We start from the raw sequence: 17,110 nt of genomic DNA on the forward strand, positions 1-17,110 counted from the left end.
GGAACTTTCACAACCCGTCAGCGCAACGCCTTGGGCGAAACCCCGAAACGCTTGCGAAACGCCGTGGAGAAATGCGCCGGGCTGTAACCCACGCGGTACGCGGCGCTGGACACATTGGTCTCACCGCTGGCGAGCAGGCGATAGGCTTCGGCCAGGCGCTGTTCCTGCAAGTACACATAGACACTGGTGCCGAATACCTGACGAAAGCCCGCGGTCAATTTGCGCGGGTTGAGGCCGACTGCGCGAGACAGCTCGGCCAATGACGGCGAAGCCTGCAACGAACCGAGCAACAGGTCGCGGGCGGCATGAATGCGTTCGATGTCCGCTGAGTTGCAATGGGCGTCCTGCACCGGGCGCGACTCGGTTTGCGCGAGAATTCCCTCCACCCCCAGCGCTGTCAGCTCCAGGGCCTTGCCGCCCAGATAGAAGGAGCGGGCAGGGCCCTGCAACGGGCAGGTGAAAATCTGTTGGGCAAGGGCGAGCAACGGTTTGCTCGCGGGCTGGCAGAACATCATCGGCCCGCCGCCGCGTTTATCCAGCAGGCGCTCAGGCTCAAGGCCGACGCTGCGGATCGACGGGAAATCCAGCTGCACGGTGGTGTAGCGCACCGGCACACCACTGGCGAACAGGTGATCGCCACAATGTTCACCCTGGTTGGCCACGGCGCACAGGGTCGGCCCGCGAATCTCCACTTCCTGCTGGCCTTCGACCCGGCAATTGAGCTGGCCGCTGAGCACCAGGATGATCTTCAAACCTTGCCACAGCGGCTCTTGCATCCACATCTGGCTGTCCATCAACACAGTCCCGGCGGACAGGGTGATTTCCGGCACGACGGTGGCGGCACCCGTGTTCAAAGTGTTGGGAAAATTGAGGGTGAAATCCCTTTGGGTCGGTAGCGGCGCAGCGTGTGGGCTGAGCATGGCGGACTCCCTGTGAACCGGAAAAGAGGGGCATACGCTAGCAGGAAATTTCTTACCTGTAATTAAGAATGATTATCCTTTAGCCGAAAGCCCGGACCACGCCTCATCGCTGCAGGCCGCAGAAACTCACGCTGTAGCGCAATCAAAAGAAAAAGCCGCGCAAACGAATGTCCTGCCGGTTGCCGTGCTGCGGCTTTTGCCTATTAATAATCACTCTCATTTCCGCAGCCCTTGGCGACTCATGGATGAACCGCTCAATGACCCATTCTCCCTAGCCCTTTTCACCCTTGCCCCGCAGGCCTTTTGTTCACGGCATCGGCCCCTTATTGCCGAAAAAAACTCTGGAGACCCCATGACTATCATTGACGACTGCCCCGATTGGCCCGAAGCGTTTGCCCAACGCTATCGCGACGCAGGCTATTGGCGCGACGAGACCTTTGGCGACCTGCTGCGCAACGCCGCCCGCACCTTTGGCGAGCGTGAAGCGATCACCGATGGAACGCTGCGGGTGAGCTATCGCCAACTGGATCAACGGGTCGATCAACTGGCCGGCGGGTTCTCCCGGCTGGGGTTGGTGGCAGGGGACAACGTGGTGGTGCAACTGCCGAACTGCGTGGGTTTTGTCGAAGTGTGCTTCGCCCTGTATCGCCTCGGCGTACGGCCAATCTTTGCGTTACCGGCCCATCGTCATCTGGAAATCGGCCGCTTCTGCGAGTTTGCCCAGGCCAGGGCATACCTCTGCGCTGACGTCACGGCAGGTTTTGATTATCGGGGCATGGCCCGTGGCTTGAAGGCGGCCCATGGCGACCTTGCGTGGGTGATCGTGGCCGGTGAGGCTGAAGAATTCATCGCGCTCGAAGACCTTTATCTGGACGACCCGCAGCCAACCTTTTCTGCGCCGCCCGCGGATGCCGTCGCGTGTTTCCAGTTGTCCGGTGGCTCCACCGGCGTGCCGAAACTGATCCCGCGTCGCCACAATGAATACCTCTACAACGTGCGGACCAGCGCCGAACGTTGCGGCCTGACCGACGCCACGGTGTACCTCGCCGCGCTGCCCATGGCCCATAACTTTCCCATGTGCTGCCCGGGGTTCATGGGCACCTTGCTGATGGGCGGCCGTGTGGTGCTGAGCGGCTCGCCAAGCGCCGAAACCTGCTTCGCCCTGATCGAGCATGAACGCGTGACCCATACCGCGCTGGTGCCGCCACTGGTGCTGGTCTGGCTGGATGCCGCCCAGGCGCGCGGGCAGGGCCTGCCAGGATTGCAACTGCTGCAAGTCGGCGGCGCCAAACTGAGCTTCGAGGCTGCCCGCCGCGTGGAACCCACCCTCGGCTGCCGCTTGCAGCAAGTGTTCGGCATGGCCGAGGGGCTGATTTGCTATACCGACCCCAACGACCCACCGCAACGAGTCCTGCACACCCAGGGCAAACCCATGTCCCCGGGCGACGAAATCCGGGTGGTGGACGACAACGAACAGGACGTGATACAGGGCCAGGTCGGCCAATTGCTGACCCGTGGTCCGTACACGATTCGCGGTTACTACCGCCACCCTGCGCACAACGCCCAGGCGTTTACCACTGACGGTTTCTACCGCACCGGCGACCGGGTAATGCTCACCGACGACGGCTACCTGATGGTCGAAGGTCGCGACAAGGACGTGATCAACCGTGGCGGCGAAAAGATCGCCGCCGAAGAAGTCGAAAACCTCCTGCTCAGCCATCCTGCCGTCGCCGATGTGGCCTTGGTGGCGATGCCGGACGCCTACCTCGGCGAACGCACCTGCGCCTTCGTGATTCCCCGTGGCACGGCACCGCGCCCGCCGGAACTGCTGCGCCATCTGCGTGAGCAAGGGTTGGCGGCCTTCAAGCTGCCGGACCGCTTCGAATTTATCCCCGGTTTCCCGCAAACCGGCGTGGGCAAGGTCAGCCGCAAGCACCTGCGGGAGGCTATCCAGCAGCTGTATTTCGGGGCAAAACAACCTGAGGGAAGCGCCGCCCGTGGCTGATCAAGACTCGCTGCGTGAACTGCTCGCGCCTGTACGTGGCCGGTTGATCTGCGCCATGCTGCTGCAAGCCCTGGCGACCCTGATCGGCCTGCTGCCGTTGATCGCGGTGGCGGAGTTGGCGCCGTCGTTGCTGGACGGAAAACTCGATCTGCACGATGGGTTCTGGTGGTTGTTGGCCGGTGCGGGCGCTTTGCTGTTGCGCATGCTCGGGCTGGCTGCCGCCTTGCAGATGACCCACCTGGCCGACAGCGACCTGCAACGCCAGGTTCGCCAACGGCTGGCCGCGCATTTGGCGCGGGTTCCGCTGGCTTGGTTCAGCGCCCGTGGTGGGCAAAAAGTCGACCGTGTTTTGCTCGACGACGTAGGTGCGCTGCATCAACTGGTGGCGCACTTGCCAAACAACCTCGCCGCCGCATTGGTGGCGCCCCTGGCGTGCCTGTTGTACCTGCTGACGGTAAGTGTGCCGATGACCGTTGTGGTGCTGCTGCCTCCAGCGCTGGCGCTGTGGCGACTGCGAGCCTTGCGCTCCCAGGCTTATCGGGATGACCAGAAGGCACTGGGCGCCGCGCTGGGCAACCTGTCCCTGGCCACCCAGCAGTTTGTGCAGAGCATCGCCATGGTCAAGTCATTCGGCCGGGCCGATCGGGTGCAGTCAAAGTTCTTCGGTGCGGTGGAACGTTTCGCCAGTTTCTTTTCCTGCTGGGCCCAACGCTGGGCCGGGCTTGGGGCGAGTGTCGAGGTGCTGCTTTCGCCGTTGCTGGTGCTGGCCCTGGTGCTGTTGGGCGGTGCGTCGCTGGTGGCTGGCGGTTGGCTGATGCCGGTGCAACTGCTGCCGTTCCTGCTGCTGGGGCCGGCCCTGGCAGCGCCGGTCGCGGCCGTCGGGCATGGTGCGGATGCACTGGTGCAGGGCCGCATGGCCGCCAGCCGTATCGCCACCGTGCTCAACAGCGCGACGTTGACGCAACCTCGCGAATCCCGCGAGCCCAAGGGCCGCCAGGTGAGCTTTGAAGGCGTGGACTTTCGCTACCCCGACGGCACGCAGGTGCTGCATGACATTGACCTGGATCTACCGCCCGGCACGCTGACCGCATTGGTGGGCGACTCGGGCGCCGGCAAATCCACCCTGGCCACTTTGCTTGCGCGCTTTGCCGATGTGAGTGCCGGGGCGATCCGCATCGGCGACGTCGACCTGCGGGACATGCACAGCGCCACCTTGTATCGCCAGGTCGCCTTTGTGTTCCAGGATGTGCGCCTGCTGCGCACCAGCGTCCTCGACAACCTGCGCCTGGCGCGCCCCGACGCCACGCAAATCGAGGTGGAAGCCGCCGCCCGGGCCGCGCAGATTCACCAGCGCATCCTCGCGCTGCCCCAGGGGTATCACACCGTCCTCGGAGCCGGCGTGCAACTGTCCGGCGGTGAAGTGCAACGCCTGGGCATTGCCCGGGCGATGCTCAGTGAAGCGCCGATCCTGATTCTCGATGAAGCCACCGCCGCCAGTGATCCTGAATCCGAAGCCGCGATCCAGCAGGCGCTGTCTCGCCTGGCCCGTGCCCGCACGGTGCTGGTAATCGCCCACCGCTTGAGCAGCATCCAGGACGCCGACCAGATCGTCGTGCTGCAAGGCGGGCGGATTGTCGAGCGCGGTACGCATCACGGCTTGCTGGACCAGCAGGGCACTTACGCCGGGCTGTGGGCCGCTGAGCAGTTTTCGGCGGCCGCACTGAAGAGGGCACGGGCATGATTCGCGCGCTGTTACGCAGCCTGCAACCCCGTGAAGCCGGCTTGTTGCGGCGTGCGCTGATGGCGATGGCGTTGAGTGCGTTGGCCCAGGGCGCAGCGTTGGCGTTGTTGCCGATGGCCTTTGCCCAGTGGTTCGGCAACACCACGCCTTGGGCCTGGGCCATCGGTTTCACCGGCATGGCCTTGTTGTGCCTCTGGCTGCGCCGGTATGCCCAGCTGGCGGGCTATCGCGCCGGTGCCGAAGCAGCCCAGGCGTTGAACCGACGCATTGGTGACAAGCTGGTGCAACTGCCGCTGGAATGGTTTGTGGAGCGGCGCAGCGCTGAACTGAATCGCCTGGTGACTCACACCGTGCTGCAAATCATGAGCACCCCGGCGCACCTTTTGCAGCCAATGGCCAATGCGCTGTTGACGCCTTTGGCACTCCTGCTGGCGCTGTTTTTCTACGACCGCTCCATGGCGTTGGCGGCACTGGCCGCGTTGCCGTTGCTGGTGCTGGTGTACCACTGGGGCGTGCGCTGGGGCGGGCAAGCTGAAGCACTGAGCGAAGCCGCAGCCAATGAAGCGGCGGCCCGGGTGATGGAGTTTCTGCGCCAGCAACCGTTGCTGCGCTCCAGCGGGCGCACCGAGCAAGGTTTCGACCTGCTCACCGAGGCCCTGGCCCAGCAGCAACAGGCACAGCGTCACGCCCACTGGCGCACTTTTCCCGCCGCGCTGGGTTTGGCGGTGGTGTTGCAGGCCGGCTACAGCGCCATCCTGTTATGCGGCCTGTATGCCGTGTTGGGTGGCACCCTCGATGCGGCGAAGTTCCTGGCGCTGGCGATTCTCGCCACCTGCCTGGTGGAGCCAATGGGCGCGCTGGTCAACCTCGGTATCACGTTGCGCCAGACCCGCCACGGCTTGAATCGCCTGCGCCACCTGCTGCAGATGCCGGGGTTGCCTGAGCCTCTCGAACCCCAACCTGCCCTGGGTTACGACGTGCAAGTGCGGGACGTAGGACTGGTCCGCCAGGGCCAGGCGATCTTGCAAGGCATCGACTTCACGTTGCAGGAGCGTTCGCTGAACCTGGTGGTGGGGGCGTCCGGCTCCGGCAAGTCCAGCCTGTTGCGCCTGATGGCGCGCTTCAGCGATGTAAGCAGTGGCGCGATTCACCTCGGCGGTGTCGACCTGCGGCAACTGTCGGCCCTGGCCCGAGATACCCAGGTCGCCTTGATGTTCCAGGACAGCCCGCTGTTGCCGGGCAGCCTGCTGGACAACCTGCTGCTGGGCCGCCCCGACGCCAGCGAAGAGCAATGGCAGCACGCCGCCCGCGCCACCGGCCTCGACCGCCTCGCCGAGCGCCTGCCCCAGGGCTGGCACACCGTGCTGGGCGAGCAGGGCGTCAGCCTGTCCGGCGGCGAGCGCCAATGCCTGGCGTTGTCGCGGGTGTTGCTCAAGGACGCGTCGCTGATCCTGCTGGACGAGCCGACCGCCGCCCTCGATGCCATCAGCGAGGCGCGGGTCAATCGGACCCTGTTGCAACTGGCCCGCCGGCACACGGTGGTGCTGGTCACCCACAAACCGACCTTGGCGCCCCATGCCGACCAGATTCTGCTGCTCGACCACGGCCAGTTGGCCCAGGTCGGCCGCCATGACGCGTTGATGGCCACGCCCGGCCGTTACCGCGAGTTGTTCCACGAGCGCGAAGCGATCAATCGCTGGCGCTTGCGCCCAGACCCTACCGTTCCCCAAAGGACCGTCCCCCATGACCGATAACCCATCACTGGCATGCGTTCATCCTGCACCCGGCGGCCTCGCACACAGCCCCGAGGCGCTGTGCGCCGGTGTCGCGCAGTTGCTCGACTATGCCCCCCAGGACCTGGAGCCCGATGCCTCGCTGATCGAGCAGGGCCTGGACTCGGTGAGCATGATGCGCCTGCCGGCCTTGCTCGCCCGCGAAGGTGTGCAGGTGAGCTTTGCCGAACTGATTGAGCAGCCGACCCTTGAGGCCTGGTGGTTGCTGATCGACCGCCGTCGCGGGCAGGCGACGCACCTCAAGCCCGTCGCCGCCGACAACGATTTCGCCCTCACACCGTTGCAGCAGGCTTATTGGTTTGGTCGCGACCCGGCCATGCCGCTGGGGGGCGTTGGCTGTCACCTGTATCAGGAGCTGGACGGGTATCAGGTCGACGCTCAACGCCTGGAAAGCGCGGTGATGCGCCTGACTCACCGCCATCCCATGCTGCGCGCCTGTTTCCCGAACGCCACTTGCCAGCGCGTGCTGCCGACCAGCCCGTGGCCTGGGTTGACCGTGCATGAACGGCCGGATGAGTTGGCCTTGCGTGAGCGCCTGGCCCACCGCTGCCTGGATGTGCGCCAGGGCGAGGTGTTTGATGTGCAACTCAGCCGCTTGCCCGACGGCCGCAGCCGGGTGCACCTGAACATCGATTTGCTGGTGGCGGACGTCCTGAGTATCAGCGTACTGCTGCGGGATCTGGCGCTGATCTACAGCGGGCAAGAGGCGCAGCTGCCACGTCTGGAATGGGATTTTGCCCACTACCTGGGCGCCACCCGAACCAGCGATGCCGGCGCGCGGGACTACTGGCTGCAACGTCTGGATGACCTGCCCGACGGCCCGCAACTCCCCTTGGCACACGAGCCGCAATCCCTCGGCCCGCCGCGTTTTCGTCGCCTGGCGATGCGCCTCGGCCGCGCGCAGTTGCGAGCCCTGGAAGACCAGGCCCGCCAACACGGCCTGACCCTGGCCAGCGTGCTGTGCTGCGCCTATACCCAAGTGCTGGGCCGCTGGAGCGCCAGCCAGCATTTCCTGTTGAACGTGCCGCTGTTCAACCGCCAGGAGCTGCACCCCTGCGTCCCGCATCTGCTGGCGGATTTTTCCAACCTGGTGCTGCTGGAGATCGACCAGCGCCAGGCGGGTTCTTTCGCGCAGCAGGCGCAAGCCCTGCAACGCCAACTGCACCGCGACATCGCCCACAGCGCCTGGCCTGGTGTGGAAGTGCTGCGTGAGTTGTCCCGCACCCGGCAAGGCGGCGCCCCCGTAGTGTTTGCCTGCAACCTTGGCGAAGCGTTTGTCGACGCCACTTGCCGGCAGCACCTGGGCGAACCGGGCTGGGCCTTGTCGCAAACGCCCCAAGTGTGGCTTGACCACCAGAGCTATCCGCTGCCCGATGGCCTGTTGCTCAACTGGGACGGGGTAGATGCGCTGTTCCCCGAAGGCCTGCTGGACGAAATGTTCACCGCCTATGGCGACCTGCTGGCGTGGCTGTGTACCGGTGACTGGCGCCAACCCGCGCCGCTGCCGTTGCCCCAAGGCCAGCAAGAGGTCCGTGCAGCGGTCAACCACACGCCCTGGGCCTATGACAAAGGCTTGCTGCACGATGGCTTTTTCCAACAGGCGCAGGTGCACCCGCAGCGGGTGGCATTGATCACCGAGGACGCTGAGTTGAGTTACGCCGAGCTGGCGGCCCAGGCCCTGCAAGTGGCAGGTGCCCTGCGCCAGTGGGGGATTGAACCGGGTGATACGGTGGCGATCACCTTGCCCAAAGGCCAGGCGCAAATCGTTGCGGTGCTCGGCATATTGGCGGCGGGCGCGGTGTATGTGCCGGTGGGTATCGAACAGCCGGCAGCCCGTCGCGACATGATCTATCAACGCGCCGGAGCCAAGGTGGTGATCACCGATACGGCCCACCGTGATCGCGGTGTATGGCTGGCGGACTTGCAAGTGGTGGACCTGGCCCAGGCGCGTTCGGCCAGGGCCCTGAAACAACCGATCGAGGTGGCGCCGGACGCACTGGCCTATGTGATTTTTACCTCTGGCACTACCGGCGAACCCAAGGGCGTCGAGGTTTCCCACCAGGCGGCGCTGAACACCGTCGCCGCGATCAACCGGCGTTATCAGGTGGGCGCGGATGACCGTGTGCTCGGGGTTTCCGCCCTCGATTTCGACCTGTCGGTGTACGACCTGTTTGGCCTGCTGAGTGTCGGTGGCGCCGTGGTGCTGCCAGCGGATGCGCGGCGCAAGGAGCCGTCCGAATGGTTGCGGCTGATCCGCCAGCAGCGCGTGACCCTGTGGAACTCGGTACCGGCGTTGCTCGACATGCTGACCCTCAAGGCCCGCGAGCCGAATGCCCTGAGCGGATTACGCCTGGCGATGGTCTCGGGTGACTGGGTCGGGCTGGACCTGCCACGCCGCCTGCGATTGGCAGCCGGCGAAAGCGCCCGGTTCGCCGCTCTCGGCGGCGCCACTGAAGCGGCCATCTGGTCCAACGTCCAGGACGTCGACGAAGTGCCGGCTCACTGGCTCTCGATTCCCTACGGCAAACCCCTGGATAACCAAAGCTTTCGAGTCGTCGACAGCCAGGGCCGCGATTGCCCGGACTGGGTGGCGGGGGAGTTGTGGATCGGCGGCGCCGGGGTTGCCCAGGGCTATCGTGGCCTGCCGCATCTCAGCGCCCAACGCTTCGTCGAGCACGCCGGGCAACGCTGGTACCGCACCGGCGATCAGGGCCGTTATTGGCCCGACGGCAGCCTCGAATTTCTCGGGCGTATGGACCAGCAGGTCAAGGTCCGTGGCTTCCGCATCGAACTCAGTGAGATCGACGTGGCCCTGGAACGCCATCCGGCCGTCAGTCGTGCCGTCACCCTGGTGTTGCCCGGGGCCAACCCGCAGTTGGCAGCAACCCTGATGGGCGACGCGCTGCCGGATGCCGAAGCCATGCGCCAGTGGCTCTGCCAATGGTTGCCGGAACACATGTTGCCGGACCACTGGCTGAACCTCACCGAACTGCCCCTGAGCGCCAACGGCAAGGTCGACCGCGCCGCACTGCTGTGGCTGGTGCAGGAGCAACGCCAGGGCGCCAGACCCGAGCATGAAGACGCGCCTCAAGGCGAAGCCGAACAACTGTTGGCCGGGCTCTGGCGCGAATTGCTCGACATTCCCCTGGTGGGACGCAACCAGGGCTTTTTCGCCCTCGGCGGCAACAGTCTGTTGGCCGCTCGCCTGATCGAACGTATCGCCCGACAGTTCGACGTCGAACTGTCGCTGAAGGACTTTTTCAACGCGGCCACCGTCGCCCGCCAGGCCCAATGGCTTGTCGCCCGACGAGAACAGGACCACGTCAACCGGAACGCAATGGTGGAGGGTGCGCTATGACACTGCAGCAACTGCAACAGGACCTCGAAGCACTGGGTGTGGAACTCTGGGAAGAGCAGGGCCGCCTGCGCTACCGGGCGCCCGCCGGGGTGATGGATGAAGGCCGCCTGCAACAATTGCGCGAACACAAGGACGCGTTGTTGCAGCAATTGATGGAACCGGTGATGCCCACCGTCTCGGCCGACCTGGCTGCCCGCAGCGAACCGTTTCCGCTGACCGACGTGCAGGCCGCTTACCTGATGGGCCGCACCCAGGCATTCAGCTACGGCGGGGTGGCGTGCCACGGTTACCTGGAATTTGAACTCAGGGAACTGGACCCGGCGCGCCTGGAGCAGGCATGGAACCATCTGATTGCGCGTCACGACATGCTGCGGGCGGTGGTGCTGGAAGACGGCTACCAACAAATCCTGCCCCAGGTGCCGCATTACCTGATCGCCCGGCATGACCTGCGCGAAGACGACGGCCGTGCACTGGCCGCTCTGCGCGAACGCATGGAAATTCGCCTGGCGTCGCCCCAGCAGTGGCCGCTGATCGAGTTGTGCGTCAGCCAGGGCCGTGAACATGCGCGCCTGCATCTCTCAGTGGATCTGCTGGTGTGCGACTACCAGAGCGTGCGCATGCTGTTGGCCGAGTTGCAGCAGGTCTATCGTGGCGAAGCCTTGCCGCCGGCGGCGCCCATCAGTTTTCGCGACTACGTACTGGGCGAGCGCCGGTTGCGGGAACAGCCGCGTTACCAGCGTGACCGCCAGTACTGGTGGGCGCGGGTCGACAGCCTGCCCGGTGCTCCGGAATTGCCCATGCAGGGCGCTCCCAGCGGACCGCGTTTCGAGCGCCGCGCCCTGAACCTGGAGGCCCGGGATTTCAACGCCCTGCGCCTGAATGCAGCGGCGGCCGGCGTGGGTGCGTCGGCGGCGATTCTTTCCTGCTATGCCGAAACCCTGGGGCGCTGGAGCCGCAAGGGGCATTTCTGCTTGAGCCTGACCTTGCTCAATCGCCTGTCGCTGCACCCGCAGGTCGATCGGCTGGTGGGGGATTTCAGCTCGGTGGAATTGCTGGAAGTCCAGACCCTGCAAGGCGGCAGCTTTGGTGAACGCAGCCAGCAGTTGCAGGAGCGACTGTGGCAAGACATGGACCACCGCCTGTGTTCCGGCATTGAAGTACTGCGCGAACTGGCGCGGCGCAAAGGCCGTGATGCGGCCTTGATGCCCTATGCCTTCACCAGCACCCTGGGCGCCGGTGGCGAAAGTGGCGGCGGGGCATTTATGCCCGGCGCAGAACTGGTGCACGGCATCAGCCAGACCCCGCAAGTGTTGATTGATTGCCAGGTCAGCGAGCGCGACAACGGCCTGTTCATCAATTGGGACATTCGCCAGGGCGTGTTCAATGAGGCCATGCTGGAAGCGATGTTCGACACCTTCGAACGTCTGCTCAAGCGCTTGGCGCGGGAGCCTTCGGCCTGGACCCTGGACGATTGCCTTGAACTGCCGGCACCCCAGCGACTGGTGCGGGAGTTGATCAACCAGACGGCGCAGCCGATTCCCCCAGGCTTGCTGCATGAACCGTTCTTTCGCCAGGTCCGGGCGCAACCCCAACGTGTCGCCCTGATCCAGGGCGCGCGACAGCTCACTTACGCGCAACTCGCCGCCCGTGCCGAGGCGATTGCCGAGCAGTTACTGGATGGCGGTTGCCAGCCCGGCGAGCGGGTCGCGGTATGCATGGAAAAAGGCATCGACCAGGTGGTCGGTGTACTCGGGATCTTGCGGGCCGGCGCGGCGTACCTGCCGCTGGACACTAATCAGCCGATGGCGCGGCGCGCGTTGATTCTTGAGAACGCCGAGGTCAGCCGGGTGCTCAGCCAGTCGTGGTTGAGCGAGGACGTGGCCTGGCCCGCCCAGGTGACCCAGTGCATACCCGTTGATCAGGCCGCAGCCAGTGCCGGACGTGAACTGCCGGCGCCGCAGGTGACACCGCAACAACTTGCCTACGTGATCTACACCTCCGGCTCCACCGGGATTCCGAAGGGTGTGATGATCAGTCACCAGGCGGCCCTCAACACGGTGGTGGATATCAATCAGCGCTTCGCCATCGGCGCCGAAGACCGGGTACTCGCCTTGGCCAGCCTGGGCTTCGACCTCTCGGTGTACGACATCTTCGGCCTGCTGGCCGTAGGTGGCGCCCTGGTGTTGCCCGACGCCGGACGCCGCGCCGACCCGTCCCACTGGGCCGAATGCGCCCGCGAGCACGGTGTGACCCTGTGGAACTCGGTGCCCGCGCAGTTGCAGATGCTTGCCCATTACCTGCAAGCCGTGCCGGCCGCGGCACCTCAGAGCCTGCGCCTGGCCTTGCTGTCCGGCGACTGGATCCCGCTGAACCTGCCCGCCGAAATCGCTGCGTTGTTGCCTGAGCTCCAACTGATCAGCCTGGGCGGCGCCACAGAAGCGGCGATCTGGTCGATTGCCTATCCAATCACCGAGGTGGACGCACAATGGCGCAGCATTCCCTACGGCGCGCCGCTGGCCAATCAACGCTTCATGGTGCTCGACGAACAAGGCCGCGATCGCCCGCAAGGCGTTGCCGGTGAGCTGTTCATCGCCGGCACGGGGTTGGCGATGGGGTACCTGGGGGACGCGGAGAAAACCGCCGAGCGTTTTATCGAGCATGCCCACAGCGGCGAGCGGCTGTACCGCACCGGCGACCTGGGGCGCTACCTTGAAAGCGGGTTGATTGAGTTCCTTGGCCGTGAGGATTTCCAGGTCAAGGTTCGCGGGCATCGCATCGAGTTGGCGGAAGTCGAAAGTGCCTTGCTCAGTCATCCTCATGTCGAATCGGCCGTGGTGGTCGCTGCGGGCGAGGGCGCGTTCGAGCGGCGTTTGCAGGCCTGCGTGCGCGGGACTTTGCGTGATACTCCATTGCCTTGGCCGACCCGGTTGGCACCCAACGCCTTGGCGGCGGCCAACGGCGTGAAAGGCCAACTGACGGAAGCGCTGATTACGCAGATGTCCGATTGCGTCGAGCGTGCCGCGTTGCTCTCCATGGGCCTGGCCCTGCAACGCCCGGGGCTGTTTGATCAACCGGGCGTCGAGCACGACCTGGCCCAGATCATGAGCCTGTGCGAAGTGGCGCCACGCAACGAACGGCTGATCCGCCGCTGGCTGCAAGCGCTGCATCGCGAACAACTGGTAGACCGCAACCCAGGCACCGGCGCCTATTCGTCACTGCGGGTCTCGGGTGCTGAATACCGTCAGCTGTGGCAGCGCATCGAGGCGCTGGAACCGAGTGTGGGCTGGGGCGGTGAAGTGCTGCGCTACCTGCGGGAAAGCCAGGAGCAATTGCCTGCCCTGATGAGCGACCGGCTCGACCCGTTGCACTTGCTGTTTCCCGAAGGCCGTACCGACACCGCCGAAGGCGCCTATCGCAAGAACCTGATCAGCCAGTACCTGAACCAGGCGGTGTGTGCGGCGGTGCAGGAAATCGCCGCACTGCAACCGGCGGGCCGGCGTCTGCAGTTGCTGGAAATCGGCGCAGGCGTGGGCGGCACCAGTGCCGACCTGATTCCGGCCCTGGACGGCTTGGCGGTGGACTACCAGTTCACCGACCTGTCGCAGTTTTTCCTCAACGAAGCGCGGGAGCATTTCGTCGAGTTTCCGTGGGTCAGCTACGGGCTGTTTGACCTGAACCTCGACCACTGGGCCCAAGGCATCGCCGCCAACTCCCTGGATGTGATTCTGTGTGCCAACGTGCTGCACAACTCGCGGCATGCCAGCCAGGTACTCGCCCGGCTGCGGGAAATGCTCGCCCCCGGCGGCTGGCTGATCTTTATCGAAGCCACCCGCGACACCTACCAGATCATGGCGTCCATGGAGTTCAAGGAGGGCCTGACCGCGTTCGAGGATTTCCGCGCCGAGCAGGACACCACGTTCATCCGCCGCGAGCAGTGGCAGCAACTGTTGCAGGAAGCCGGCGCGCAGACGCCGCTGTGCATGCCGGCAGCTGACGATGCGATGTCACAGATCGGCCAGCACCTGTTCATCACGCGCTTCAAGACCGAGCGCCAGACCCTTGAGCCGGAGGCGTTGCGCGCGCATCTGGGCCAGCGCCTGCCGGATTACATGGTACCCACCGAGTGGCGGGTACTGGATGAAATGCCGCTGACGGTCAACGGCAAAGTCGACCGCCAGGCGTTGGCCAACCTCGGCATGGCCCAGGCCACGCAACAGGCCAACAGCGGGGCTGCACCGCTGGATGCGCTGGAGCGCAGTATCGCAGAGGTCTGGCAAACCCTGTTGCGGGTGCCCAGTGTGGGCCGTGAACAGGGCTTCTTTGAGTTGGGCGGTGATTCATTGCTGGTGGCGCAGGTGGTTGGTCGCCTGCGGGAAAGCCTGCCCCAGGCCCGTAACGTGCCCTGGGGGGATTTGCTGCGCCAGTTGATCAACCAGCCCACCGTTGCGGCCCTGGCGGATTACCTGCGGGGGCAGGGCAGCGAGAGCCTGTCGCCGCTGGTGCGGATTCGTGAGGAGGCGCAAGGCCCGGCGCGGATCTTTGTCCATGATGGCAGCGGCACCCTGGCACCGTATCGCGCGCTGTTTGCTGCACTAGGGGAAGAAGCGCCACTGGAGGGGCTGGTGCTCAATGATGTACCGGGTTACCTGGCTCTGGCACCGGCTACGGCGATTCGTGAACTGGCCGAGCGTTATGCCGACACCTTGCACGCCGAAGGCCGGCGCCAGGTGAGCATCGTCGGTTATTGCCTCGGCGGGTTGCTGGCGACGGAGCTGGCGTCATGCCTCGCGGCGAGGGACATCGAGGTGCTGCAACTGACAGTGATCAGCAGCTACCGCGTGCCGTTCATGATCGAGGATGACCTGCTGGCGGAGTACGTGTTCGCCCGCGTGATGCAGGCCGACCCGCACACCCTGGGTTACCCGGTGGATGAACAGGCGATGGAGCGGGCGATTGCCAAGGTGCTGCGCCAAACTCCGGGCCGCGTGCCCCAAGGTGCGTTGCTGGCGCTGCAGGATGAGCCCGACTGTGCCACGGCCCTGGCCTGCCTGCGGGCCCTGGCATCCAAGTCGGCAGATGAGCGCTTGCAGGCAATTGCAGACGCGATGCGCCACGCCGGCTCGCAACTGAGCGACCTGGACTGGCTGCGCGAGCAACTGCAGGTGCTGCGCCACAGCCTGGCCGCCGTCGCCTTGCATCAGGCCACGCCTTACGACGGTGACATGGTGTTTATCCGCCAGTGCGGTGAAGTCCAGGTACTGCCCGGCATGCACCGCGACATGAGCCAATACTGGCAGGCCCTGTGCCTTGGCGAATTGCAGGTGGTGGACGTGCCGGGCGACCACTTCAGCTGCATGCAGAGCCCCCAGGTCGAAGCCGTGGCCCGCGCGTTCGAACGGCTGGCGCAGGTGGCGGCGTGAGAGTCGGGATTGTAGGCGGCTATGGGCATGTCGGTCGGCAGGTTGCGCGGGTGCTGGTCGGTCATTGCCGCTTGCGCCTGGGCGGTCGCGACCCTGGGCAAGGGCAGCGTTTTAACGACGGCGAGTTGAACGGGCAGGCCGAGATCCGTGAAGTGGACCTGTGGGACGCCCAAAGCCTGGCGGCGTTTTGCAGCGGCTGCGACCTGCTGATCAATTGCGCGGGCCCCAGCTACCAGGTGCTCGACCGGGTGGCGCTGGCCGCTTTGGCCAGTGGCGCCGATTACATCGATGTCGGCGGCGATGATCCGCTGCATCAGCTGCTGCCCGCTCAGTTGCCGCCGGGTCGTCGTGTGGTGTTATCAGCCGGCATGTTGCCCGGGCTGTCGGGGTTGTTTCCCAAGGTGCTTGCGGCGTCGTTCGAGCGCGTCGATGCCGTGCATTGCTATGCCGTCGGACTTGGGCGGTTGTCGACAACGGCGGCCGAGGACTTTCTATTGAGCCTCGGCAACGGCTATGGCCAGGCCTCGATGGGCTGGTGCGATGGCCGTGCAATCAAGTCCGCCGTACTCGTCGATGAACACTTCGAGCGGCCCTGGCTGGTGGGCGGTCCCGTAACGGCCCACCCGTATCTAACCACTGAGCAACAGCGCTTGTTTACTGACTTGCGGGTGCGCGAAGCCCAGGCCTACAACCTGTTCGACGGCGGCCACCTGCGGGCCGCACTCGGGCGCATTCAGGGCTCGCCACCGGCTCTGCGACACACGGCAGAGAACATTGCCGCCCTGGTACAGGCCAGTGCGCTGGACCTGGCAGGGCGCACGCCTTACCAGTTGCTCGCAGTCGAAATGGCAGGCCTGCAACACGGCGAACCGCAGCAGGCCACCGCCTGGTTGCGTGCCGCCGACGGCTCGGCGTTGACCGGCACAGTGGCGGCAATCTGCGCCCTGCAACTGGCCAAACTGCCCGAAGGCACGCACTACGCTGCCCAGGTGATGGACGCCGATGACTGCTTGCGCCAGGTGCTGCGCTGGTTGCCGCAGACCCGGATCCACGTCACCACTGAACTGGAGGAGGGCGTGTTATGAAGAAAATCCCCAGCCCATGGCTGCGACGTTACCCGCAGCATCAAACGCCGCGTTGCCGATTGGTCTGCCTGCCCCACGCCGGCGGCAGCGCGGGATTTTTCAGCGGTTGGCAGGCACTGTTGCCGGCTGACATCGAACTGGTCAGCGTGCAATACCCCGGCCGCGAAGATCGCCTGAGTGAAACCTGGCCCGGCAGCCTGGAATGGATGGCGGGCACTATTACCCGGGCGCTGTGGGACCTGTCCGACCGGCCGCTGGTGCTGTTCGGCCACAGCATGGGTGCGGCGCTGGCCTATGAGGTGACGCGGCGCCTGAACCGCCAGGGCAAGGACCTGCAACGGCTGATCGTCTCCGCCCATCCGGCCCCTCACCGGCAACGTCACAGCCAATTGCACCAGGGCCCGGATGCCGGTCTGCTGGCGGATGTGCGGCGCCTGTCGGGTGGTGCGCCATCACCCCTGGACGAACCCGGGATGCAGGCACTTTACCTGCCCGCATTGCGCAATGATTACCGCCTGATCGAAAACTACTGCGGCGATATCAGCGAGCTGCTGGACGTGCCCGTGAGCGTATGCCTGGGCAGCACCGACCGCGAAGTCGATCGGGAGGAAGCCCATGCCTGGTCGGAAGTGACGCGCCAGGTCACCGACTTTCGAACCTTCAACGGCGGGCATTTTTACCTGCGCGACAGCCAGGCCGACCTGATCGAGCACCTGGAACTGTTGCTGGGCAGCCCCGCCGAACCGGCGTGGCAGTGCTGGCCGTCGACCCCATGACCGGAGAATCCT

The 17,110-nt window shown here is 65.2% G+C and carries 8 protein-coding genes; 7 read left to right on the plus strand and 1 reads right to left on the minus strand.

What is annotated here, in order from left to right; translation table 11 throughout:
- Positions 1–17: 17 nt before the first annotated feature.
- Complete coding sequence (locus HX818_RS08735; protein WP_003218429.1) at positions 18–920, minus strand: AraC family transcriptional regulator; 903 nt, start codon at positions 918–920, stop codon at positions 18–20.
- A 352-nt stretch (positions 921–1,272) separates the two neighbouring features.
- Here HX818_RS08735 and HX818_RS08740 point away from each other — a divergent pair, with 352 nt between their 5' ends.
- Genes HX818_RS08740 through HX818_RS08770 form a run of 7 tightly spaced genes read left to right on the plus strand, consistent with a single transcriptional unit; the run spans position 1,273 to position 17,098 of the window.
- Positions 1,273–2,925 carry a (2,3-dihydroxybenzoyl)adenylate synthase gene (locus HX818_RS08740; protein ID WP_003218428.1) on the plus strand — a complete coding sequence of 551 codons (1,653 nt, stop codon included), beginning with the start codon at positions 1,273–1,275 and terminating at the stop codon, positions 2,923–2,925.
- Positions 2,918–4,666, plus strand: coding sequence for an ABC transporter ATP-binding protein (locus HX818_RS08745; protein ID WP_003218426.1), 1,749 nt, complete (start codon positions 2,918–2,920; stop codon positions 4,664–4,666). Before HX818_RS08740 ends, HX818_RS08745 begins: the two co-directional genes overlap by 8 nt.
- The gene (locus tag HX818_RS08750) at positions 4,663–6,420 is read left to right on the plus strand and encodes an ABC transporter ATP-binding protein (RefSeq protein WP_177019841.1); all 1,758 of its coding nucleotides are present in this window, start codon (positions 4,663–4,665) and stop codon (positions 6,418–6,420) included. Before HX818_RS08745 ends, HX818_RS08750 begins: the two co-directional genes overlap by 4 nt.
- Entirely contained in the window at positions 6,410–9,817 is a 3,408-nt protein-coding gene (locus tag HX818_RS08755; protein ID WP_008436209.1) for a non-ribosomal peptide synthetase, read from the plus strand. Before HX818_RS08750 ends, HX818_RS08755 begins: the two co-directional genes overlap by 11 nt.
- Complete coding sequence (locus HX818_RS08760; RefSeq protein ID WP_177019842.1) at positions 9,814–15,237, plus strand: non-ribosomal peptide synthetase; 5,424 nt, start codon at positions 9,814–9,816, stop codon at positions 15,235–15,237. The genes HX818_RS08755 and HX818_RS08760 overlap by 4 nt, the downstream gene beginning before the upstream one ends.
- Positions 15,234–16,322 carry a saccharopine dehydrogenase NADP-binding domain-containing protein gene (locus tag HX818_RS08765; protein ID WP_023658858.1) on the plus strand — a complete coding sequence of 363 codons (1,089 nt, stop codon included), beginning with the start codon at positions 15,234–15,236 and terminating at the stop codon, positions 16,320–16,322. The genes HX818_RS08760 and HX818_RS08765 overlap by 4 nt, the downstream gene beginning before the upstream one ends.
- Complete coding sequence (locus HX818_RS08770) at positions 16,319–17,098, plus strand: thioesterase II family protein (protein WP_177019843.1); 780 nt, start codon at positions 16,319–16,321, stop codon at positions 17,096–17,098. Before HX818_RS08765 ends, HX818_RS08770 begins: the two co-directional genes overlap by 4 nt.
- The last annotated feature ends 12 nt before the right edge of the window (positions 17,099–17,110 follow it).

Origin of the sequence: Pseudomonas sp. F9001 (genome assembly GCF_013385435.1) — a bacterium.
Classification (GTDB): Bacteria; Pseudomonadota; Gammaproteobacteria; order Pseudomonadales; family Pseudomonadaceae; genus Aquipseudomonas.

Coding starts and splice junctions, on each gene's coding strand:
- HX818_RS08740 (WP_003218428.1), top strand. CDS start 1,273: ATGACTATCATTGACGACTGCCCCGATTGGCCCGAAGCGTTTGCCCAA.
- HX818_RS08735 (WP_003218429.1), bottom strand. CDS start 920: ATGCTCAGCCCACACGCTGCGCCGCTACCGACCCAAAGGGATTTCACC.
- HX818_RS08760 (WP_177019842.1), top strand. CDS start 9,814: ATGACACTGCAGCAACTGCAACAGGACCTCGAAGCACTGGGTGTGGAA.
- HX818_RS08770 (WP_177019843.1), top strand. CDS start 16,319: ATGAAGAAAATCCCCAGCCCATGGCTGCGACGTTACCCGCAGCATCAA.
- HX818_RS08750 (WP_177019841.1), top strand. CDS start 4,663: ATGATTCGCGCGCTGTTACGCAGCCTGCAACCCCGTGAAGCCGGCTTG.
- HX818_RS08755 (WP_008436209.1), top strand. CDS start 6,410: ATGACCGATAACCCATCACTGGCATGCGTTCATCCTGCACCCGGCGGC.